The sequence below is a fragment of the Thalassospira sp. ER-Se-21-Dark genome, assembly GCF_017922435.1.
Lineage (GTDB): Bacteria > Pseudomonadota > Alphaproteobacteria > Rhodospirillales > Thalassospiraceae > Thalassospira.
This window is the reverse complement of the sequence record NZ_VDEZ01000001.1, coordinates 998,611-1,020,560: the sequence shown is the minus strand read 5'-3', so window position 1 is coordinate 1,020,560 and position 21,950 is coordinate 998,611. Positions and strand designations below refer to the sequence as shown.

Below are 21,950 nucleotides of genomic sequence, written 5' to 3'. Positions count from 1 at the left end.
ATATGATGGGATCAAAATATTGCCGGTGTATTCCTTGAAAAATACCAACCGGTATGTATATCTGAGGCATATAAACAAAACAGGTTAAGGTTATGAGGAACGCCACAGAAACCCGGATCAAGCTGCTTGAAACGGCGATGGAGCTATTGGCGACACGCAGTTACCACGACGTTGGCGTCAGTGATGTATGCAAGCATGCCGGGGTAACAAAGGGTGCGTTCTATCATCACTTTGACAGCAAGGCAGAGCTGTTTGCCGCAGCGGCCCGCCATCACTGGGAAAAGGGCAAGGACGAGCTTCGCGCCATCTTTTCCCCGGACGTCCCGCCGCTTGAACAGCTTAACAGCTATATCGAGCTCATTTGCAACAAGCAGGAACGCTATGCCGTCCCTGGTGAAAATGAAGTCTGTGTCTGCCCGATCTTCACCGCCGGTGGTCAGGTCGGTCCGGAAGATGAGCCGATCCAGGCCTGTTCACGCGAACTTGCCGAAGAGCAGATCAAATATCTGGCATCCATGGTGCGCGGCCTGAAAGGCGAGGGCATGCTGGGTGAAGATGGCGACGCCACAACTTTGGCGCGATTGATTTTCCAGTATGTTCACGGTTTGCTGACCTATGGCCAGGTTTTCAACGATCTTGATACCGTTCGGTCTGATATTCGCAACGGCATCTGCCGAATCCTTAATTTGCAATGCAAATACAGGGATTTAGGTGCGGAAACAGCCGCCTAAATCCCCTGCAAATTTCGTTGTCTAGAGAAAATAGTTCACTTTTTTCTCTAAATTCACTTGCAAACATACCGATCGGTATCCATTTTTCTTCCAAACGTGCTGCCTGTGCGCGGCGTAACCTATTTGGAAGATGGAATGATGCAGTCTCGATCAAAACGCAAAATTTTGCTGCCAGCTGCCGCCTTGGCGCTGGTTGCTGCCGCCGGTGGATATGGCCTGCATATCACCGGATCCGCCGCTGATGAGGTCGCGGTTCAAACCGAACAAGCAGCCCCTCCGGCAACCCCGGTCACCGTATCGGGTGTCAAAACTCAATCTGTCCGCCTCTGGAGCAACTTTTCCGGCCGTCTGAGTGCGGTCGAGGAAGTCCAGCTGCGCCCGCAGGTCAGTGGTGCGATTGTCGAAATCCTTTTTGAAGACGGTGAGTTGGTCAGTGAGGGCGATATCCTTGCCGTGATTGACCCGCGCAGTTATCAGGCCGCGGTCGATGAGGCTCGCGCCGAACTGGCCGCCGCCCAGCAGAACCTGTCGCTGGCGAAAAAGGAAAAGGAACGGGCCGAGAAACTCGTTTCCAACGGTACGGTTTCCAAGCGCGTCTATGACGAACGTCTCAGCACCCATCAGGTTGCCCAAAGTGACGTCAGCCGCGCCAAGGCCAAGCTTGAACTGGCCGAAATCCAGCTTGATCACGCCTATGTCAAAGCACCGATCAATGGTCGTGTCAGCCGGGTTGAGCTGACGGTCGGTAACCAGGTCAATGCCGGCCCCAATGCCCCGGTCCTGACCACGATCGTCTCCACCGGTAAAATCTATGCCGATTTCGACCTGGATGAGCAGACCTTCTTTGCAAGTCTCGGCGACAGCGGCAAAATTGACGCTGCTGCCCAAACCATTCCGGTCAATATGACGCTGTCGAATGGTCGTCATGTGTCCGGACACGTGCACAGCTTTGACAACCGCATTGATCCGCGGACCGGCACCATCCGGACCCGTGCGATGTTTGATAACCTTGATGGCAGTCTTCTGCCCGGCACCTTTGCCAGCCTTGAGGTCGGCACATTGGCCAAAAGCAACGTCATCATGGTCTCGCCAGAAGCCGTCAGCACAGATCAGGACCGCAAGTTTGTCTATGTTGTCGAACCCGACAATACCGTTGCCTATCGTCAGGTAACGCTGGGGTCTGAGATCAATGGCATGCGCATTGTGACATCGGGTCTGAACGAAGGTGATCTCGTGATCGTCAATGGCATCATGAAGGTTCGGCCGGGTATGCCTGTCGCGCCCGAAATTCTGCAGGCCTCCGCATCGTAATCGATGTGTGACTGCGCTTTAAAGCAAGGCTGAAAAACATGCAGAATCTCTCCCGCTTTTTTGTGGATCGCCCGATCTTTGCCGGCGTCCTGTCCGTCCTGATCTTGTTGGCGGGCCTGATTGCCATGTGGCGTTTGCCGATTTCCGAATATCCGGAAGTTGTGCCGCCGACCGTTGTGGTCGAAGCCAAATTCCCCGGTGCGAACCCGGCCGAGATTTCCGAAACCGTTGCCTCCCCGCTTGAAGAACAGATCAACGGGGTCGAGGGGATGCTTTATATCAACTCGCTGGCAACCACCGACGGCAATCTGTCCCTGACAGTGACGTTTGAAATCGGCACCGACCCGGATCTGGCGCAGCAAAAAGTTCAGAACCGCGTCTCGCAGGCCGAACCACGCCTGCCGGATGTTGTGCGCCAGCTTGGCGTGACCGTATCAAAGCAGTCGCCTGATTTGACCATGGTCGTGCATTTGCGTTCGCCCAATGAACGCTATGACATGCTGTATTTGCGGAACTACGCGACGCTGAATGTGCGTGACCGTCTGGCCCGTATTGCCGGTGTCGGGCAGGTCGGGCTGTTTGGTTCAGGCGATTATGCAATGCGTGTCTGGCTTAACCCGGACAAGGTTGCCGAACGTAACCTGACCGCGGGCGAGGTGGTTTCAGCCATCCAAAGCCAGAACGTTCAGGTCGCAGCCGGCATCATTGGTGGTGCGCCTTATGACACTGGTGTGCAGTTCCAGTTGCCGATCAATATCAGCGGCCGTCTGGAAAGCCCCGAAGAGTTCGAAAACATCATCATCAAACGCGAAACTGACGGCACGATTACGCGTTTGGGCGATGTTGCGCGCATCGAAATGGAAGCCCAGCAATATGCGCTGCGCTCACTGCTTGATAACAAGCCTGCAGTGGCAATCCCGATCTTTGCATCGCCGGGCTCGAACGCACTTGATATTTCAAGCAACGTCCGCGCCACCATGGAAGAACTCAAACAAAGCTTCCCGGACGATCTGGACTACTCGATTGTCTATGACCCGACCGTGTTTGTCCGTGGCTCGATCAAGTCGGTCATCATGACGTTGCTTGAGGCCGTCGCCCTTGTGGTTGTCGTGGTAACGGTGTTCTTGCAGACATGGCGTGCCTCAATCATTCCGTTGCTGGCCGTGCCGGTATCGATCATCGGTACCTTTGCGCTGATGCTTTTGATGGGCTTTTCGATCAACGTCCTGTCGCTGTTTGGCTTGATCCTGGCCATCGGGATCGTGGTCGATGATGCGATTGTCGTCGTCGAAAACGTTGAACGAAACATCGAACGTGGTCTTTCGCCACGTGATGCAACGGTTGCCGCCATGCGCGAAGTGACCGGGCCGATCATTGCGACCTCGCTTGTCATCACCGGTGTGTTTGTGCCGATTGCCTTTATTTCCGGCCTGACCGGCCAGTTCTATCAGCAATTTGCCCTGACCATCGCGATTGCCACGATCATTTCCACCGTCAACTCACTGACACTGAGCCCGGCCTTGTCGGCTGTGCTTTTGCGCAGTCACGACGCACCGAAAGATTGGCTGACACGCGGTATGGACTTTGTCTTTGGCTGGTTCTTCCGCGCCTTCAACCGCTTCTTTAACCGCAGCACCGATCTTTACGCCGGTGGTGTGAAGCGCCTGCTGGGTGTGAAGGCCATCATGATGGTGCTTTATGTCGGTCTTCTGGCCCTGACCTATCAGGGCTTCCAGATCCTGCCGACAGGCTTCGTACCGCTTCAGGACAAGCAGTATCTTGTCAGCTTCGCCCAACTTCCGCAGGGCGCGACACTGGACCGGACCGAAGACGTCATTCGTGAAATGTCTGACATCGCGCTTCGCGAACCCGGTGTTGAAAGTGCTGTCGCCTTCCCGGGGCTTTCAATCAACGGCTTTGTGAACAGCTCAAGTGCAGGCATCGTCTTTGTCACGCTGACGGATTTTGCCGAACGCAAAAGCGATGATCTGTCGGGTCTTGCCATCGCCGGCAAGCTCCAGCAGAAATTTGGCGCGATTGACGAGGCCTTTGTCGCCATCTTCCCGGCACCGCCGGTGCAGGGGCTTGGCACTGTCGGTGGTTTCAAGCTTCAGGTACAGGATCGTTCCGATCAGGGCTATCGCGCGCTTGATGATGCGATGAAACAGGTCCTTGCCAAGGCATGGGCCGCACCGGAACTGACCGGTGTGTTTTCAAGCTACAACATCAACGTGCCACAGCTTCAGGCAACGCTTGACCGTACCAAGGTCCAGCAGCTTGGCATCCCGGTTGATGAGATCTTCCGCACCATGCAGGTCTATCTCGGGTCGATGTATGTTAATGACTTCAATGCCTTTGGCCGCACCTATCAGGTGATCGCACAGGCAGACAAGGCATATCGTTCAAGCCCCGATGACATCCTGCGCCTGCAAACGCGCAACGCAGATGGCGATATGGTGCCGCTTGGTTCTGTGCTGTCGGTCTCTGAAACATTCGGGCCGGATACGGCGATGCGTTATAACGCGTTCCGTTCTGCCGATCTGAATGGTAACGCGGCACCGGGATATTCCAGTGGCGATGCACAGGCGGCGATCACCAAGATCCTTGATGAAACCTTGCCGCCGGGCATGTCCTATGAATGGACAGAGCTGACCTATCAGCAGATCCTGGCAGGCAATACAGCGATCTTTGTCTTCCCGATCTGTATCCTGCTCGTGTTCCTGGTGCTGGCGGCGCAATATGAAAGCCTGACCATGCCATTGGCGGTGATCCTGATCGTCCCGATGAGCATCCTGTCTGCCATCTTTGGTGTCTATCTGTTCGGGGGTGACAATAACATCTTTACCCAGATCAGCCTGTTTGTGCTGGCCGGACTGGCATCAAAGAACGCCATCCTGATTGTCGAGTTCGCCCGCGAACTTGAACATCAGGGTCGCAGCACCGTTCAGGCCGCGATCGAGGCCAGCCGCCTTCGTCTGCGCCCGATCCTGATGACTTCCTTGGCCTTCATCATGGGTGTCGTCCCGCTGGTTCTGTCCAGTGGTGCCGGTGCCGAGATGCGCCACGCGATTGGTATTGCCGTTTTCTCGGGCATGCTGGGCGTGACGATATTTGGCCTGATCCTGACCCCGGTCTTTTATGTTCTTGTACGCATGATTGGCCGGCGCAACGACGTTCGTTCACTTGATGAGGCTGAAACACACCAGCCTGCGGAGTGACTGATATCGTTGCATAAACAGCCGGACCGTCTTTTTCCCCCGACCCCGCCGGTCCGGCTGTTTTAAATTCCCGAACGGGGCCGATACAAGTCGGCCCCGTTTTGGTTTTCTGATGTGAGCCATATCTCAGTTTGGTCTGATGGCCCTTGCCTTGGCCGGACTTCGCCTTATCTTTCGGTCGGAATGTTTGTCGATAAGGGTTTTCGACCATGAACTATGTGCGTACAGGTTTGTTGCTGGCCGGATTGACGGCGCTGTTTGGCGCGGTCGGCATGATGATTGGCGGCCAACAGGGCATGATTATTGCGCTGCTGTTTGCAGCCGCCATGAATGTGTTCGCCTATTGGAATTCGGACGCGATGCTGCTGCGTATGCGCAGCGCCCGGCAGGTCGATGACAAAACAGCACCCGAACTGGTGGCGATGGTGCGCGACCTTGCGCGCAATGCCGATCTGCCCATGCCCAAGGTCTATGTGATTGAAAACCCGCAACCAAACGCCTTTGCGACGGGCCGTAACCCGGAAAATGCGGCGGTGGCGGCGACCACAGGGTTGCTCAAACTGCTTGATCGCAACGAAATCGCTGGCGTCATGGCCCATGAACTGGCCCACGTCAAAAACCGCGATACCCTGACCATGACCATCACTGCGACCATCGCCGGGGCGATTTCGGCACTCGCCAACTTCGCGATGTTTGCCGGCATGTTTGGCGGCAATCGCGACAACAATAACCCGCTGGGCGGGATCGGTATGATCCTGATTGCCATTCTCGCACCCTTGGGGGCGATGATCGTGCAAATGGCAATTTCGCGCACCCGTGAATATGAAGCCGACAAGATCGGGGCTGAAATCTGTGGCCATCCGATGTGGCTGGCCAGTGCATTGAACAAACTTGATAAGGGTGTTCACGCCATCCCGAACATGGATGCCGAACGCAACCCGGCGATGGCCCACATGTACATTGCCAACCCGCTGTCGGGCAAAGGTGTTGATAACCTGTTTTCAACCCATCCCAACATGGCCAACCGCATCGCGCGCCTGAAGGAAATGTCAGGCAAGCCTGCAAGCAATGCACCGGGCCGTCCGGCAGGGCAGGGTGCCGGTGTTGCCAAGGCGGCCCCGCCGCGTGGCCCGTGGGGTCGAAATTCATCAAAACCCGCTTCTTCGACGCCCAACGCATCGCGACAGCGCAAACGGCCCTGGGAGTCCTGAACCCGGTAAAACACTGTTTTGTTGGATGTCATTTCACCCTTTTTGGGATCGTGTACCCTATTCTTCGGTATGAGTGAAATGACAACCCACGCCATTGACCAACCTGATTTGTAGGACGAAAATGTCCCTACTAAAGTCTTGAGATCCCTGCTGTTCAGGCTCCGAGAAGCAGGGAACAGATAAGGACAAGAATGGCTGGTTTCTGGTCAATGGTTGGCCTTGTGTTCAAATCCTTGATCACAGGTGCCGATACTGTCGATGATACGGGGGGTGCTCCCAGAGATATTCTGGCGACAGATGATGTCCTGTGCCGATATGCTATCGCCCGCTTCACGCCTGCCGATACCAACGCCCATATCGGTGCAAGTTCCGTTGATGATATTTCAGATATCGTGACAGCCGCTGTTTCGTCCGTCCCGGAAAGCGAAGGGGTTCGGGTTGATCAGTTCTTTTCACCAAACCCCGATGCCGCCGATCCGTTTCAGGCCATACGCGAAGCGCAGCTAAGCGTTCTTAATATGGCGCACCGCAAGGATGCCGATACAGTCTTCTGGGGGCGTCAGGATGCCAGCACCGGGTATCTCAACCTCTATCTGGTCAGCGATGCCCTGACATCATCGCTTTATGACCTGATGCTGCCCCAGACCTATATCTTCCGTCAGCCGACCCATTCCGACGTTGCCGAGGCATTGCGGGTGCTGTTGAACGCACAGCTTGTCCTGACATCCCGGGGCGGTGAACAGCGCGCCCTTCAGATTGCGCGTCTGGCAGCGATCATGGAAGACCTTCAGGACCGCGTTCTGGGCGGTGAAGTCTTTTCGCACGCTGGTGCCGGTGCGGCGCTGGCCTATGGGTTCGGGGCGTTTGTCCTGTCGGAAACCGGTGATCGGTCCTATTGCGCAAGTGCGCTTCGTGTCATGGAACCCTATATCCGCCAGATGGTGGCCGATATTGCCGAAAAACCGGTGGCCGCCACAGGGAAAACCGCCGCACCAACCGGTCTCAAGGGCGAAGCCCTGGCGGAATATGATCCGGCCGCGCCAACCAGCCAGCTTTCGGAATTGCTTGATCGCGTCACGGATTTTTCCAAGGTCGATCCCCGCACCACAGCCGCACTCGCCCTTTATGGATCGCTTGTGAACTGGTCACTGATTGCAAACCTCAAGGCGCGCTCTGGCGAATTGTCGATTGCGATCTGGCGCATGTTGGAACGCAGGATCGAACTTTCGATGGGTTCGCCGGTCGATCGTGCCCTTTCGATCTGCAAACTTGGCGAGGCCATGGTCCTGACTGGCAAGGACAAGGAAAATGCCCAGATCGTCGACAAGGGTGCTGCGCATTACCGCCGGGCGCTTGGCATGATCAATGCACGCGTTCACGGCCCGCTTTATGCGTTGATCGCTTATGGTCTGGCGGATGCGATTGTATCGTCTGCCACCATTCGCGATGTGACCATCCCCGATACGCAGGTTGTCCCGGTTTTTCAGGCAGCCCTTAAAGTCTGCACGCGTCGCGATCATCCCTATATCTGGGGTCGGATCATGTTTGCGCTTGCCACCGTCTATCTGACCAACGGCAATCTGCACAAGGATATAGAAATGCTCACCCACGCCCGGATGAGCTATTCACAGGCCTACGAGGCATTTAACGAAGCCGGCGCAAAGGGGGCTGCGCGTGCTGCGTCGGGCGGCTTTACCCGCTCGGAAAACTTTCTGTCGCAGCTTGGACATCGCAAGACGCTTATGGACGCAACCGGTGGCCTTGGCAAAGACACGGCAAATGCGTCCTGAGCCACATCCTGACCAAAGACAAAAAGAAACCCCCGCAGCGGATGCTGCGGGGGTTTTGACTGCGACTGCCGGGCAACTTCTATTCGCGATTGCCAAAGAAGTGCAGCAGCATGATGAACAGGTTCACGAAATCAAGATACAGACGCAGCGCACCAAACAGGGCTTTTTTGCCTGCGGTCGTTGCATCGTCATGCTCGTGATATTCTTCCTTGATTTTCTGGGTGTCATAGGCGGTAAGGCCCGTGAAGATCAGAACACCAGCCGCCGAAATGACGAACTGCAGCATCGTGCTGGCAAGGAAGATGTTCACCACCATTGCGATGATGATACCGATCAGGCCCATGAACAGGAAGCTGCCCCAGCCCGAAAGGTCTTTCTTGGTGGTATAGCCAAACAGGCTCATCGCACCAAAGGTACCCGCGGTGATGAAGAACGTGCGCGCGATCGACTCACCGGTGTAAACCAGGAAGATCGACGCAAGGGACAGACCCATCATTGCGGCGTAGATCCAGAATGTCGCCTGTGCGGCACCAAAACTCATCTTGTGGATGCGCGCGCTCAGGAAGAACACAAGCCCGATCGGGGCCAGCATGACAATCCAGTGCAGTCCGGTGCCGAAAATAGCCTGCATCAGGGTCGGGCTGGTCGACACAGCCATTGCCACGATACCGGTCAGGGCAAGTGCAGATGCCATGTAGTTATAGACACGCAGCATATAGGCGCGGAGACCTTCATCGATCTCGGCCGCCGACCGGCCAACCGAGACGTCATAGCCGCGTTGACGCGTTTCAAAAGCCATTGAAATCCCTCTTTGATCCAATTGTGAGCAGAACATAGATATACAATTCTGCGATGATCAAAATATGGCAGGATTTCCGGGAAAAGCAACGTTTTGACAGATTGTGCAACTCCGGGCCGCCGTCAGATGTGAACTTGTTCACCCTGGATGTGACGCTATCGTGAAATCGCATATTGGCGACATGCTTGCTAAACCGGTCTATAATGTTGCTACTGCGGGACCCGCAAAGCCGTTGCGAACTTTACCAAGGTCCGGAATATGCCACGCTTCATCGCATTCAATATGCTGCCATCAGCTCATCTTTTTTGGGGATGGTCAGGTGCGTGTGCAATTGGTGCTGTTTTGGTTGCTCTGATGATGGCGGGTGCCACGGTCGGACATGCGCAAAATGCCAGTTTGAAACGTGCGGCCGGTGATGGCGATATTCCGGTTTTTACCGACATCTATGACAATGCAGAATTCTGTGCCGATGGCAGTGGCACGGGTCCGTGTGCTATTGCGCCGGTTGATGTGCCGGAATTTGACGCCAGCTTCGTTTATCGCTTCCTTGCCTATCACGCCCAGCGCCCGTTTGACCGGTTCTCCTGGCAGGCATTCACTTCGCTGATGGCGCCGCTCGATCATCCCGGTCAGGCAGCCTTATGGGAAAGTTTCCCGACTAGGCGGGACCTGTTTTCCGAGGTGACCTATCCGAATCCGGCCTGTGCCGATGATCTTCCCGACGGGCATTTGCTGCTGGCAAGTTATCTGCAATCTACCGGTGATGTGCTGATTGATCAGGCGGGCAATTTCGTTCTTTTCGAAACCCGCATTAACCAGGTCGCCGCTGAATATATCATCGCAAATAACCTGCAAACGCCAGCCGGGCGTGCCGCCTTTGCCACGTCCGGGAAAAACATCGATTTCCCTACCGGCCATCTGCAGGCCGATGTTGCAACGAAGGCAAAATTCGCGTCCGCCGATGCGGTTGCGAAAGATGCGTCAAACGCATCGGGCCCTGCTATTCCAGCCTCTGCCCCCGGTATGATGGGGGCACAGCTTCTGAAGTTTTCCTGGCGTATCCTGCCAACTGCGGATGCGACAAATCGGGGTCGTTATTTTACCCGCCCGGCGCGCATATCGCTTGCCCGTGATCAGACAATTGATGGCCGGGCGAAATGTCTTGATGTCACGGTCGGGTTGGTTGGCATGCATCTTGTCCAGCGGGTCGCCAGCGGCAACGGGGATCGCTGGATCTGGTCAAGTTTCGAGCATATCGACAATGTGCCCTTGGCCGCCAATGCCCGGCGCCCCAACAGCATCATCACCAAGCAACCGTTTGAAAACGGCTGTCTCGTGCCCGAAGCCGTCGAAGGGGAATTCGCCTTTTATGGTGGCCAACTGCCAGCCGGCGGCCCGGCCAATCAACCGATATCCGGGATTCTGAAATGGTCAGACAACCCGCCCTATGCGCGGTTCGCTTCCGGGGATCATCCTGCCCCGCCCGATATTGTGCGTTGCTGGCGACTGTTTTCAGGCACGGCTGAAAGCAACTTTGTCTGGCAGACCAAGCTGAATGGCAGCGTCCTTGCAAATTATATGCTGCTCGGCACGCAATGGATCGGCAATCCCGGTGGTGAACCGTTCGGTATCGGCGAGGTGCCGCGTTTCCTGACCAACAGCACGCTTGAAAGCTTCATGCAGGATCAGTCTGATGCCACCTGCCTTGGCTGTCATGCCCGTGCAACGACCGACGTCGGACAGAATGCCAACTTCACCTTCCTGCTTGATCCGGGCAGCTAAATACCGGCAATCAGAGCCGCGCAGACAGACCTTCCAATTTCGCACGATTGCCACTAGCATGCTCCGCAACATTTGCCGCACCCAAAAATAAAGAACAGCGGCGAATTCAGGGAGGAAATATGCTGGGCAGTCGTTCTGACTATGCTTCGGTGCGTTCACGATTTGCCTGGGACGTGCCAACCCACTTTAATATTGGCGTCGATGTTTGCGACAAATGGGCGGATGACCCGGATCGTTTGGCATTGATGCATCGCAGGCGCGATGGCACGCGCCGTGACTACACCTTTTCACAGATCAAGCGCCTGTCGAACCGGTTTGCCAATGTCATGCGCCGTCATGGCATCCGGCGCGGTGATCGGGTGGGGATCTTGTTGCCCCAAAGCCCGGAAACGGCAATCGCGCATGTCGCGACCTATAAGATGGGGTGTATTGCCGTACCGCTCTTTACCCTGTTTGGCGTCGACGCGCTGGAATATCGTCTGGGTAACTGCGCGGCAAAGGCATTGGTGACCGACAAGGAAGGTGCCGCCAAGATTGCCGAAATCCGCGATCTCTTGCCCGCGCTTGAATATGTCTATGTGATTGATGGGGCACCGGATAACTGTTTTGATTTCAAGGCCCTGTCATCAGAAGCCAGTGACGTGTTCGAGCCGGTCAATACCCGTGCCGATGAACCGGCCCTGATCATTTACACATCGGGCACCACCGGCCAGCCAAAGGGCGCGTTGCATGCCCATCGGGTGTTGCTGGGGCATTTGCCCGGTGTTGAGATGTCACATGATTTCTTTCCCGAAGACGGTGATGTCATGTGGACCCCGGCTGATTGGGCGTGGATTGGCGGGCTTCTGGATGTTCTGTTGCCCGCCTGGCATCACGGGGTGCCGGTCGTCGCCCACCGGTTTGAGAAATTCACGCCCGAAGATGCCTTTCGCCTGATGGCCGAATATGGCGTGCGCAATACCTTCCTGCCACCGACCGCGCTTAAGATGATGCGGGCCGCTGGTGACGATATGGCGCAAAGGTTCAATTTTAAGCTCCGCTCTATTGCAAGCGGTGGCGAAACATTGGGTGCGGAACTTCTTGATTGGGGACGTCGGGTGTTTGGCCTCACCATCAACGAGTTCTATGGTCAGACCGAATGCAACATGGTGGTCAGTTCCTGTCAGTCGATCATGGAACCCAAACCCGGTGTGATGGGCCGTCCGGTGCCTGGCCACGATGTCGCGGTGATTGATCTGAGCGGCAAGGTGCTTGAACCCGGTGAAATGGGCCGCATTGCCGTGCGTGCGCCCGATCCGGTGATGTTCCTGGAATACTGGCGCAATCCCGAGGCCACCCGCGACAAGTTTGTCGGCGAATGGCTTTTGACCGGCGATATGGGCTGTATCGATGCTGATGGCTATATTCGCTTTGTCGGGCGTGACGATGACCTGATCAGCTCGGCCGGATATCGCATCGGCCCGGGCGAGATCGAGGATTGCCTGATCGGCCATCCGGCCGTGCGCATGGCCGGTGTGATTGGCAAACCCGACGAACAGCGCGGCCAGATCGTAAAGGCCTTTGTCGTGCTGGCCGATGGCTTTGCCCAAAGCCCGGCGCTTGAAAGCGAAATCAAGGATTTCGTGAAAACCCGCTTGGCCGCACACGAATACCCGCGTGAGATCGCCTTCCTTGATCAATTGCCAATGACAACCACCGGTAAGGTCGTCAGGCGGGCACTGCGCGATATCGCCTGATCCTCAATCAATCAATTCAGATCGTTTTCGAAACGGTTTTTGCAAAAAACAAGGCCGGGTCCATCTGGATCCGGCCTTGTCTGTTTCAGGTTTTGGAGTTGTGGGCTTATTCGTTGCGCAACAACGGTGCTGCCGGGCTGCGCAATGCCTGCCAGGTGCCGACAAAGCCAGCCGCCAGCGTGGCAAACAGGCCAATCGCAATCGGACCAAGAATGGTCATCGGCAGAAGAACCCAGTTGGCTTCCATGATCAGCACCAGCACCGACCAGGCGGCAACCGATCCGACCACGGCCGCAATCACCCCGGTGGCAAGGCCAAGGATCCCGTATTCCAGCGCATAGGCATAAAGGATGTTGGCCCGTGTCGCGCCAAGGGTCTTGAGCACCACGGCATCATAAATGCGCTTGCGCCGACCGGCCGCAACCGCCCCGCCAAGGACAAGCACGCCGGCGACAATCGCAATCATGCTGGTGGCGTTAAGCGCCGTTCCGATCCCGGCCAGAATGGCATTGGCCGCTTCAAGCGCTTCACGCACCCGGATGGCCGAAACATTCGGGAAGTCCATGCCGATCATGCGATCAACCGGTTCTTCCATTTCGCGCGGCATATGGGCGGTGGCGATCAGGCTATAGGGCGCCTTGTCGATCAGGCCCGGTGAAAACACCATCGCGAAATTCATACGCAGGCTTTGCCATTCGATCTCGCGCCAGTTGGCGATCTCGGCGGTGATATCGCGGCCCAGCACATTGACGGTCAATGTGTCGCCCGGCTCCAGATCAAACGCATTACCGATATCCGCACTGATCGACACCAGTGGCTTGGACGCGTCGTTATAATCGGCTGGCCACCATTCGCCGCGCACCAGCTTGGTTTCCGGCGGCGGGGTGGCGGCAAAGGTAAGGCCACGGTCCCCACGCAGGAACCAGCGATCATCACCCGGCCCGACATCGTTGGAATTAACGCCATCGACCGCCGTTACCCGCCCCCGCAGCATCGGTGTTTGTTCGATATCCGAAACGTTGTCTTGGGCGAGAAGCTGACCTCGGAACTGCTCGATCTGATCAGGGCGGATATCAAGGAAGAAGAAAGCCGGGGCAGAGTCCGGCAGGTTCTCGTTGATTTCGTTATCAAGGTTGCCCTCGATCCCGGAAATCGTCACCAGCAACGTCAATCCCAATCCAAGCGACAACGCAACCGGTACCGTGCTTGCGCCCGGACGGTGCAGGTTGGCCAGCGCCAGTCTGGAAAAGGCACTGCGACCCGTAATCAACCGTTTCGAAAGGGATACGATACCTTGTCCTGCAAAGGTGAAAATCACCACGGCCGCCGCCGACCCGCCAATAAAGCCAAGCGCGATCGCCTTGTCGGTTGCGGTCAACACGGTCAGGATCAGCAACAGCACCAGCGGCACCCCGATATAGGGCAGGTCACGCTTGCGCACCGGACTGCCGCTAAACAGACCGGCACTGGCCCGGAACAATCGTGCTGCCGGAATCTCGCGCGCACGCAACAAGGATGGCAGCGCAAACACCAGGGTGGTCAAAACGCCAAAGCTTGTTGCAATAATCAAGGACGGCAATGCCGGTCCAAGTGTCACATCAATCGGCAGGCGCCCCGACAAGAGCGGCGCAATCAAAGCCGGTGTCACCGCACCGATCAAAAGCCCGATGGCAATGCCGATCAGGGCCAGAACAAGGATCTGCAGGAAGTAAATCCGAAGCACCAAGCCATGCGACGCCCCGATGGATTTAAGGGTGGCAATGACGGATGTTTTGCTTTCGATATGGCTGCGCACCGCATTGGCCACCCCGATGCCGCCAACCAGAAGCGCCGAAAGACCAACAAGCGTCAGGAAAAGGGTCAGACGCTCGATAAACCTCTTCAGGCCGGGGTTGGCATTGGCCGTATCCCGAATACGCCAGCCCGCATCTTCAAACTGCTCTTCAAGCCGTTCGCGAAAGACGGTCGGGGTTTCATTGTCATTGATATCCAATGCGTAATAATAGCGGATCAGACTGCCCGGCTGCACCAGCCCGGTGTCCATCAATCCGTCCATCGATACCATCAGGCGCGGGCCAAAATTGAAAAAACCAACCGCCTTGTCGGGCTCGGTCGCAATCACGCCACGGATCTGAACATCAATATCGCCAAGGGCAACCGTATCCCCGACATTGATGCGAAGCCGCTCAAGCAAGCCGGCCTCGGTCACAGCACCCCAGACGCCATCTTTTTGGTCAAGGATCCCGTCAAAAGGAACCCCATCGGCAAGCTCCATCTCGCCAAACAGAGGATAGGCATCATCAACCGCCTTAAGCTCCACCAACCGGCGCTGGTCCGGGCCATAGGCCGTTGTGCGCATCGTCGCCAGTTCGGCAACGCGTTCGGTATTCTCCTGCAACCACTCAATCTGATCGCCGGTGGCTTCCTGATGGGTCAGGCGCAGTTCAACATCACCGCCCAAAAGCTTCCGCCCGTCACGCTCAAGCGCTGAAAGAACGGATTCCGAAACGTTTCCGACAGCGGCAATCGACCCGACGCCAAGCGCCAGACACGCAAGAAAAATACGAAAGCCCGAAAGCCCGCCGCGCAACTCGCGCCGGCAGACCCGCCAGGCGATGGACCACAGGCGGTCCGCACCGTCAGTGGGGGAAACAGATGTGCTCATGACTGCGATTCCAGATGCGAAACGATTTCGCCGTCGCGCAGCATCACCGTGCGGTCACACCGCTTGGCAAGGGCGGGATCATGGGTAATCAAAAGCAGGGTCGAGCCACGCCGTTTGGTCAGATCAAATAACAATTCGATAATCGTTTCACCGGTCGTGCCATCAAGGTTGCCGGTCGGCTCGTCGGCCAGCAAAAGCTCCGGGTCGGTGGCAAGTGCACGTGCAAGCGCAACGCGCTGTTGCTCCCCGCCTGATAGCTGGCCCGGATAGTGATCGGTGCGATGACCCAGCCCGACAAGTTCCAATTCTTCGCGTGCCTTTTCAAAGGCATCTGCGCGCCCGGCGAATTCCATCGGAAGCGCAACGTTTTCCAACGCGCTCATGGTCGGGATCAGGTGGAAGTCCTGAAACACGATGCCGACATGATGGCGGCGATAAAGCGCCAAACCGTCCTCATCAAGGGCGCGAAGGTCCTTGCCGCAGACCTTCACCACACCTTCCTGGGCTTGTTCCAGTCCGGCGATCACCATCAAAAGCGATGTCTTGCCCGACCCGGACGGACCGACCAGCGAGACGCGTTCGCCCGCACCAATCGCAAGATCAACCCCCTTGAGGATCTCGACAATCCCGGCTGGACCCTGCAGCCGCAGCTTCAGGTTTTGCACATCAATTGTCTGTTTTGGCGCTTCACCAGACGCGGCGACATTTTGTTCCGGTATCGTGGTGGTTTCGGTCACACTCATTTCGGGTCCTATCGGGTTGTCCGTTGCAAGATCAACAAAGCAGGCTACATAAGCTTACGGATCAGGACGTTTCTGGTTCAGACTTCTTTTGATCTGAATAACTTCTTTAAGGGTAAACGGTCGGAAACCGCTCCGGCAAGTTCGCAGCATGTAAAGGTGAGATTTGTAATGAATTTGGCGTTTGGGCAAGGTCGCACTGTAATCAAGTTCACGCATAAGTTGGTATCACGCCTTCGCAAATCCGCCGGTTTGGCCCTTGCCACGCTTGCCCTTGCAACCCTTGGGATGGCCGGGTTTGCCTATGAAACCAAGGCACAGGATAGCGACCAGACGCCAAAAACCCTTGTTTTATTTGGCGATAGCCTGATGGCGGGCTATGGCCTTGATCATGAAAACGGCTTTGCGCCCAAGCTTGAAGCCGCCCTTAAGGAAGCCGGCCATGATGTCCGGGTGATCAATAGTTCCGTCTCGGGCGATACCACGGCGGCAGGACTGGCGCGTCTCGACTGGGCATTGGTTGAAAAACCCGATGCGGTGTTGCTCGAACTTGGTGCCAATGATGCGCTTCGCGGGATGGAACCATCCCAGACCCGTGAAAATCTTGCAGAAATCCTTGAAAAGCTGCGCGGCATGGATGTTGATGTCCTGCTGGCCGGTATGATGGCCCCGCCTAATATGGGGACCGCATATGGCGATGAATTCAACAGCATCTATCCCGATCTCGCCAGCCGCTATCAGGTTGATCTCTATCCATTTTTCCTCGAAGGCGTTGCTGCCGAGCCGGAGCTCAATCAGGATGACGGCATGCATCCCAATGCCGATGGCGTGGACGTGATCGTCAAGCGCATCCTGCCCGATGTCGTCGACCTGCTACAAACCACTGATGCCAGCTAAGCGCGAAGCGCCTGCCTGGGTATATGCCGGACGCTTCATGATCTGGGGGCGCAAAACCGTCGGTTTTCCAAGGGCTTGTGCGCGTCCCGACAGGTTATAAAATTTCACAGAGACACAGGTTGGCGCAATTTCGACGCTTGTGACGCGTAAAAAACTACGTATGTAGATAGAAAACGTCAACAAACCGAAATGATTAAGCTGCTGGATCTTCAGAAGGCGAAGTCAACGCGGCGAGAAGACCAAAATATCATAAAAATCAATAAGTTAAATAGGTTTCAAGTGTCTTGCGAACACCCTGAATTTCGCCTGAAAATCCCCATTTGGGGACCAAAACACGTGGTTTGGTGTAAAATTAACACCTCATTTACTTTCGGTTCTGTTTCGAACAGCGTTTCTGCTACTGCGTATGTTGTTTTTCCAATCGCCTCTTCCGAGGCTGTTATCCAATTATCGGGTTTCTGATCCTTTTTTGCCTTTCCGGCAGGGCTGGGGCATCGCAAGTGCACCATGTGATAAATTACTTAATATCAATAAGTTAATCAAATTTTCCGAAATCAGGCGACACTTATGGCTTGTGGATAACTATTGGGAAACCAAACAGGTGTCCAAAGTGCCTGAAATGCACGCCGTAAAACAAATATCTCGTTATATCAATGTGTTGGCGTTTTTCTGGGGACTCCATGGATTCCCAACGAGTCGCCGATAGGCCTGTGAATGAATCGGAAGCGATTCAATTTTGACTGCAAATGCAGTTGCCGGGGGTCAAATCCATCGATACACTTCATGTCATCGGGCGGAAAGGTGCGGTTGACCTGCGCTTTCGGTGTCCGGAGGTGCCAGATTTAAGTTAAATACTTCAATGCCTTAAAGGGATTGTTCAGTGTCGTCTTCTTCCACCGTCAAACAGTCCTACACCATCCCCTGTTCTTCGATCTTTCGTGACGCTGTGCTGCAACTGGCAGAACGGCGCGGGGTGAATGCCGCCGATCTCGCGCGTTCGGTGATGTTGATCGTGCCCGAAAAGGCGATTGAGGATTATCAGGACCCCGGCGACCCGCCCAAGGGCGATCGCGAAACCATTGTCTTGAAGTCCGGCCCGGCCGAGGGGCGCCCCTGGCGGCGCAAACCCCGGCTGCAATTGCGCCTGCCACCGGGCTTTTCGGTGATCACCGTGCGCAAGGCACTGCAAATGGCGATCGATTTCGATGCGGGTGATGTCAATATGCGGGTTGAGAAATCCGATGTTCTCGCCGCAGAACGTGCAGCGCTCGAAGAAGCCCGCGCGCTTAAAAAACGTCAGGCAGAGCCACCCGTCGAACTTCTGCAATCGCGTGAAGAACTCGAACGTCTGCGCCAGATTGTTGATAACCTTGCCTTTGATCCGCTGGACCGCGGGGTGACCACCTTTAACGAGGCGCTGCATGTCATGGGCTTTGCGCCAAGTGCGCGGCCGGATTTGCGCGCCATCCGCGCCAAATACCGCGTTCTCGCCGCCATCCACCACCCCGACAGCAATTATGGCTCCCACCAGCGCATGACGCAGCTGAATGCCGCGATGGAGATCCTGCGCAAACACGTTTCCTGATCGGTTGTATCGATCCGTATCACGAACCGCCGCCCAAGCCCTTGTCGAAGGGGCAGCCCAATGCTTAGATGTAACTGGGCTTAGATGTAACTGGGCTTAGATGTAACTGGGCTTAGATTTAACTGGGCTTGGATGTAAGCATCATATTTCTGGTTATCGACCGGGCACAAGACCCGGACACCCTGACCAGTCAGCAACGGGAGACAGCATGACGGCGGAATTTCGGGCGGCACATGCCAGCGGCGAAAACTGGGCTTCGGTCGCATCCGAGCTTGCAGAACTTCTCGAAAAAGAACCACTGCCCAAACAAGCGCTGGCCTTTTTGTATGTCTCCGAACCGCTGGCCGATGATCTTGGCAGTATCCTGACCTTCCTGCGTTCCCGTCTCTCGATAGAACACTGGATCGGAACATCCGGCGTTGGCGTCTGCGGATCGGGCCGGGCCTATTTCGGTGTTCCGGCGGCCTCTGTCATGGTGGCCCCCTTTGCCCGTGATGAATTCCATATTTTTGAGCCGCTCAAGACCGAGGCCGATCTGGATGCGCGCGACCTGCAAAGCGCGATTGACCGGTTGCAGCCGATCTTTGGCCTGGTGCATGGCGATCCCGCTGCCCCGGAAAGCCTCGCCCAACTGGCCGAATTGGCGCGACTGGGCTCGACCTATCTGGTTGGGGGCATCGCATCGGGGGAACGCGGCGCACCGCAGATTGCCGACCGGGTGGTTAATGGTGGCCTGTCGGGCGTTTTGTTTGATGGCAAGACCAGTGTTCAGGTCGGCATCAGCCAGGCCTGCACGCCAATCGGCCCGGTTCACCGTGTGACCGAGGGACGCGAAGGCATCATCTCCACCCTTGATGATCGCCCGGCCCTTGATGTGCTTAAGCAAGAACTCGAAGCAGATGGCGGTGAACAATCCATGGCATCCGGGCGCTATCATGCGGCCCTGATGGTGCCGGGATCTGACACCGGTGATTTTGTCGTGCGCAATCTGATGGGGATTGACCCCCACAACAACATGATCGCGATCAGTGGCGATGTGCAGGCGGGCGATGCCATTCGTTTTGTCCGCCGTGACGGGGCCGCCGCCGAACAGGATTTGCGTCGCATGCTAAGCGATTTGCAAAAACGTCTGCCGGGCAAGCCTCGTGGGGCGCTTTATTGCAGTTGTGTCGCCCGTGGCCCGCATCTGTTTGGCACCGAAAGCCGCGAAATGATGATCATCCGTGATGAATTGGGTGATTTGCCACTGACCGGTTTTTACGGCAACGGCGAAATCTGCAATGACCGGTTCTATGGCTATACCGGGGTTTTGACCCTGTTTATCTAAGGCCGCGAAATTTCAAATCATAAGAAATTTGCCCGCAAACGGTTTCATCGCGCGGCCAAGCGGATATATTCATACCATTGCAAAATCATGTGCCGTCCTGATCGATCAGTGCGGGCGGCATAAGACAGGGGAATTTCATATGGAATATCGTCGACTGGGGCGTACAGACATTGATGTCAGCGTCATCTGCCTTGGCACCATGACCTGGGGCCAGCAGAACACCCAGGAAGAAGCATTCGAACAGCTTGATTACGCCACTGCCAACGAAGTCAATTTCATCGACACTGCCGAAATGTACCCGGTCCCGGCGATGGAAGAGACCTTTACCGCGACCGAAACCATCATCGGCAACTGGCTTGAAAAACGCGGAAAGCGCGATGATCTGGTGATCGCCACCAAGATTGTCGGCCCGGCGGATCGTTTCCCGTATGTGCGTGGCGGGCCGCGTTTGACCCGCGGGCAGATCTTTGAGGCGATTGACGCTTCACTTGGCCGCCTTAAAACCGATTATGTCGATCTTTATCAGCTCCATTGGCCGGATCGGAATTCCAACTTCTTCTCCAAGCTCGGCTACACCCACGAGCCGGACGAGGAATTCACCCCGATCGAGGAAAGCCTCGAAGCGCTTGATGAGCTGGTCAAGGCCGGCAAGGTCCGCCATATCGGCCTTTCGAATGAAAGCCCGTGGGGCCTGATGAAGTTCCTTGAGCTGGCCGAAAAGAATGGCTGGCCGCGCGTTGTCTCGGTTCAGAACCCCTATAGCCTTCTGACCAGGCAATATGAAGTCGGTCTGGCCGAATGTTCGATCCGTGAAGATGCCGGTCTTCTGGCCTATTCGCCGCTGGGCGGCGGGGCGCTGTCGGGCAAATATCTTGGCGGTGCGCGCCCGGATGGCACCCGCGTGACCAAATGGCCGCAGTATTTTGGCCGCTATCTGACCGAAAATGGCGTCAAGGCAACCGAAGCCTACGTCAAACTTGCCAAGGACAATGGTCTTGATCCGGCCCAGATGGCGCTGGCCTATGTCAATTCGCGCCCGTTCCTGACGTCCAACATCATTGGCGCGACCAGCATGGAACAGCTGAAATCCAATATCGGTTCGGCCAACATCACCCTGTCGGACAGCGTTCTCGAAGAAATCGAAAACATCCATCAGGTCTATACCTATCCCTGCCCGTAAGGTCACAGGATGGTCAGATTTTGCTCGCAGAATTTGACCAGAGACTTTTGAAAGGCGGCGGTTTATCCCGCCGCTTTTCCCACCACCAGAACGGAGGCGACATATGGTTAAGCTGATCTTTGGCAAGGAATCCGATCTGGGGGGTATCTCCGTGCGTCGCGTTTTACCCCATCGCGATGTGCGTTCCGTCGGTCCGTTCGTGTTTTTCGATCATATGGGGCCGGTCGAATTCCAACCCGGTCAGGGCATCGATGTGCCGCCGCATCCTCATACGTGTCTCGCGACCGTGACCTATCTGTTCAAGGGTGCGATCCTCCATCGTGACAGTCTGGGCAGTGATCTTGAAATCACACCGGGCGATCTCAACTGGATGAGTGCCGGGCGCGGCATTACCCATTCCGAACGCGAAACCGATGCGGTCCGCAATTCCGTTCATGAACTCGATGGCCTGCAGCTATGGGTCGCGCTGCCAGACGAGGCAGAGGAATCAGATCCCGCCTTTTATCACGTTGCCAAAAATGACCTGCCCGTGATCGAGGATGCCGGGCTTCACATGCGCCTGATCGCCGGTGAGGCCTTTGGCAAAACCGCCCCCGTGCCGGTCAAATCCAAGCTTTATTACCTTGATGTCGAAATGGACGAAGGCGCGCAGCTTCTTCTGCCCGGCGAAAATCAGGAAGGGGCGATTTATGTTGTGTCCGGTACGCTACTGATTGACGGCGAAAGCTATAAGCCTGAAAGCTTTATCTATGTCGCACCCGAAGAAATCCCCGATATCGTTGCCAAAACTGGTTGCCGGGTGATGCTGCTGGGCGGCCTGCCGGTTGGCCGGCGCTATATCTGGTGGAACTTTGTCGCCAGCACAAAGGAACGGATCGAGGCGGCCAAATCCGATTGGGCGGCGGGAAAGTTCCCGCAGATTGATGGCGAAGATGACGCCTTGCCGCTGCCTGAACGTTCGACCGGCTAATTACCGCA

Annotated in this window: 15 protein-coding genes; 12 read left to right on the top strand and 3 right to left on the bottom strand. The window is 56.1% G+C overall.

The annotated features are described in order from the left end of the window. Window positions 1-92: 92 nt before the first annotated feature. The 5 genes from FHI25_RS04650 to FHI25_RS04630 all read left to right on the top strand — a co-directional run bounded on the left by FHI25_RS04650 (window position 93) and on the right by FHI25_RS04630 (window position 8,261). Window positions 93-731, top strand: a complete 639-nt coding sequence (locus tag FHI25_RS04650; RefSeq protein WP_210515510.1) for a TetR/AcrR family transcriptional regulator — start codon at window positions 93-95, stop codon at window positions 729-731. 135 nt (window positions 732-866) lie between these two features. Continuing rightward, a complete protein-coding gene (locus tag FHI25_RS04645; protein ID WP_246878898.1) occupies window positions 867-2,042 on the top strand; it encodes an efflux RND transporter periplasmic adaptor subunit in 1,176 nt (391 codons plus the stop codon). 38 nt (window positions 2,043-2,080) lie between these two features. Further along, window positions 2,081-5,260, top strand: coding sequence for a multidrug efflux RND transporter permease subunit (locus tag FHI25_RS04640; RefSeq protein ID WP_210515508.1), 3,180 nt, complete (start codon window positions 2,081-2,083; stop codon window positions 5,258-5,260). 209 nt (window positions 5,261-5,469) lie between these two features. Further along, window positions 5,470-6,471, top strand: a complete 1,002-nt coding sequence (gene htpX / locus FHI25_RS04635; RefSeq protein WP_210515505.1) for a zinc metalloprotease HtpX — start codon at window positions 5,470-5,472, stop codon at window positions 6,469-6,471. 191 nt (window positions 6,472-6,662) lie between these two features. Next, entirely contained in the window at window positions 6,663-8,261 is a 1,599-nt protein-coding gene (locus tag FHI25_RS04630) for a hypothetical protein (protein WP_210515503.1), read from the top strand. A 79-nt stretch (window positions 8,262-8,340) separates the two neighbouring features. Here the strand turns inward: FHI25_RS04630 and FHI25_RS04625 are convergent, their stop codons facing one another. Beyond that, on the bottom strand, window positions 8,341-9,060 hold the full coding sequence (locus tag FHI25_RS04625) for a Bax inhibitor-1/YccA family protein (protein ID WP_120224031.1): 720 nt from the start codon (window positions 9,058-9,060) through the stop codon (window positions 8,341-8,343). A gap of 258 nt (window positions 9,061-9,318) precedes the next feature. Here FHI25_RS04625 and FHI25_RS04620 point away from each other — a divergent pair, with 258 nt between their 5' ends. Then, entirely contained in the window at window positions 9,319-10,842 is a 1,524-nt protein-coding gene (locus FHI25_RS04620) for a hypothetical protein (protein ID WP_246878897.1), read from the top strand. 119 nt (window positions 10,843-10,961) lie between these two features. Then, the gene (locus FHI25_RS04615; protein ID WP_210515501.1) at window positions 10,962-12,578 is read left to right on the top strand and encodes an acyl-CoA synthetase; all 1,617 of its coding nucleotides are present in this window, start codon (window positions 10,962-10,964) and stop codon (window positions 12,576-12,578) included. 106 nt (window positions 12,579-12,684) lie between these two features. Here the strand turns inward: FHI25_RS04615 and FHI25_RS04610 are convergent, their stop codons facing one another. Both FHI25_RS04610 and FHI25_RS04605 read right to left on the bottom strand, forming a co-directional pair. Then, the gene (locus tag FHI25_RS04610; protein WP_210515499.1) at window positions 12,685-15,243 is read right to left on the bottom strand and encodes an FtsX-like permease family protein; all 2,559 of its coding nucleotides are present in this window, start codon (window positions 15,241-15,243) and stop codon (window positions 12,685-12,687) included. Further along, window positions 15,240-15,986: an ABC transporter ATP-binding protein gene (locus FHI25_RS04605; RefSeq protein ID WP_008888532.1), complete on the bottom strand. Its 747-nt coding sequence runs from the start codon at window positions 15,984-15,986 to the stop codon at window positions 15,240-15,242. Before FHI25_RS04605 ends, FHI25_RS04610 begins: the two co-directional genes overlap by 4 nt. 168 nt (window positions 15,987-16,154) lie before the next feature. Here FHI25_RS04605 and FHI25_RS04600 point away from each other — a divergent pair, with 168 nt between their 5' ends. From FHI25_RS04600 to FHI25_RS04580, 5 genes are all read left to right on the top strand, one after another. Continuing rightward, window positions 16,155-16,880: an arylesterase gene (locus FHI25_RS04600; RefSeq protein WP_210515497.1), complete on the top strand. Its 726-nt coding sequence runs from the start codon at window positions 16,155-16,157 to the stop codon at window positions 16,878-16,880. A gap of 880 nt (window positions 16,881-17,760) precedes the next feature. Continuing rightward, the gene (locus FHI25_RS04595; protein ID WP_008888530.1) at window positions 17,761-18,465 is read left to right on the top strand and encodes a J domain-containing protein; all 705 of its coding nucleotides are present in this window, start codon (window positions 17,761-17,763) and stop codon (window positions 18,463-18,465) included. A 208-nt stretch (window positions 18,466-18,673) separates the two neighbouring features. After that, window positions 18,674-19,792: an FIST C-terminal domain-containing protein gene (locus FHI25_RS04590; protein WP_197146184.1), complete on the top strand. Its 1,119-nt coding sequence runs from the start codon at window positions 18,674-18,676 to the stop codon at window positions 19,790-19,792. A gap of 139 nt (window positions 19,793-19,931) precedes the next feature. After that, window positions 19,932-20,972, top strand: a complete 1,041-nt coding sequence (locus FHI25_RS04585) for an NADP(H)-dependent aldo-keto reductase (protein WP_063086634.1) — start codon at window positions 19,932-19,934, stop codon at window positions 20,970-20,972. Between the two features lie 103 nt (window positions 20,973-21,075). Further along, on the top strand, window positions 21,076-21,942 hold the full coding sequence (locus FHI25_RS04580; protein WP_210515495.1) for a pirin family protein: 867 nt from the start codon (window positions 21,076-21,078) through the stop codon (window positions 21,940-21,942). The last annotated feature ends 8 nt before the right edge of the window (window positions 21,943-21,950 follow it).

Excerpts from the sequence above, each read along its gene's own strand:
- FHI25_RS04650 (WP_210515510.1), top strand. The coding sequence starts at position 93 with ATGAGGAACGCCACAGAAACCCGGATCAAGCTGCTTGAAACGGCGATG.
- FHI25_RS04645 (WP_246878898.1), top strand. The coding sequence starts at position 867 with ATGATGCAGTCTCGATCAAAACGCAAAATTTTGCTGCCAGCTGCCGCC.
- FHI25_RS04640 (WP_210515508.1), top strand. The coding sequence starts at position 2,081 with ATGCAGAATCTCTCCCGCTTTTTTGTGGATCGCCCGATCTTTGCCGGC.
- htpX (WP_210515505.1), top strand. The coding sequence starts at position 5,470 with ATGAACTATGTGCGTACAGGTTTGTTGCTGGCCGGATTGACGGCGCTG.
- FHI25_RS04630 (WP_210515503.1), top strand. The coding sequence starts at position 6,663 with ATGGCTGGTTTCTGGTCAATGGTTGGCCTTGTGTTCAAATCCTTGATC.
- FHI25_RS04625 (WP_120224031.1), bottom strand. The coding sequence starts at position 9,060 with ATGGCTTTTGAAACGCGTCAACGCGGCTATGACGTCTCGGTTGGCCGG.
- FHI25_RS04620 (WP_246878897.1), top strand. The coding sequence starts at position 9,319 with ATGCCACGCTTCATCGCATTCAATATGCTGCCATCAGCTCATCTTTTT.
- FHI25_RS04615 (WP_210515501.1), top strand. The coding sequence starts at position 10,962 with ATGCTGGGCAGTCGTTCTGACTATGCTTCGGTGCGTTCACGATTTGCC.
- FHI25_RS04610 (WP_210515499.1), bottom strand. The coding sequence starts at position 15,243 with ATGAGCACATCTGTTTCCCCCACTGACGGTGCGGACCGCCTGTGGTCC.
- FHI25_RS04605 (WP_008888532.1), bottom strand. The coding sequence starts at position 15,986 with ATGAGTGTGACCGAAACCACCACGATACCGGAACAAAATGTCGCCGCG.
- FHI25_RS04600 (WP_210515497.1), top strand. The coding sequence starts at position 16,155 with ATGAATTTGGCGTTTGGGCAAGGTCGCACTGTAATCAAGTTCACGCAT.
- FHI25_RS04590 (WP_197146184.1), top strand. The coding sequence starts at position 18,674 with ATGACGGCGGAATTTCGGGCGGCACATGCCAGCGGCGAAAACTGGGCT.
- FHI25_RS04585 (WP_063086634.1), top strand. The coding sequence starts at position 19,932 with ATGGAATATCGTCGACTGGGGCGTACAGACATTGATGTCAGCGTCATC.
- FHI25_RS04580 (WP_210515495.1), top strand. The coding sequence starts at position 21,076 with ATGGTTAAGCTGATCTTTGGCAAGGAATCCGATCTGGGGGGTATCTCC.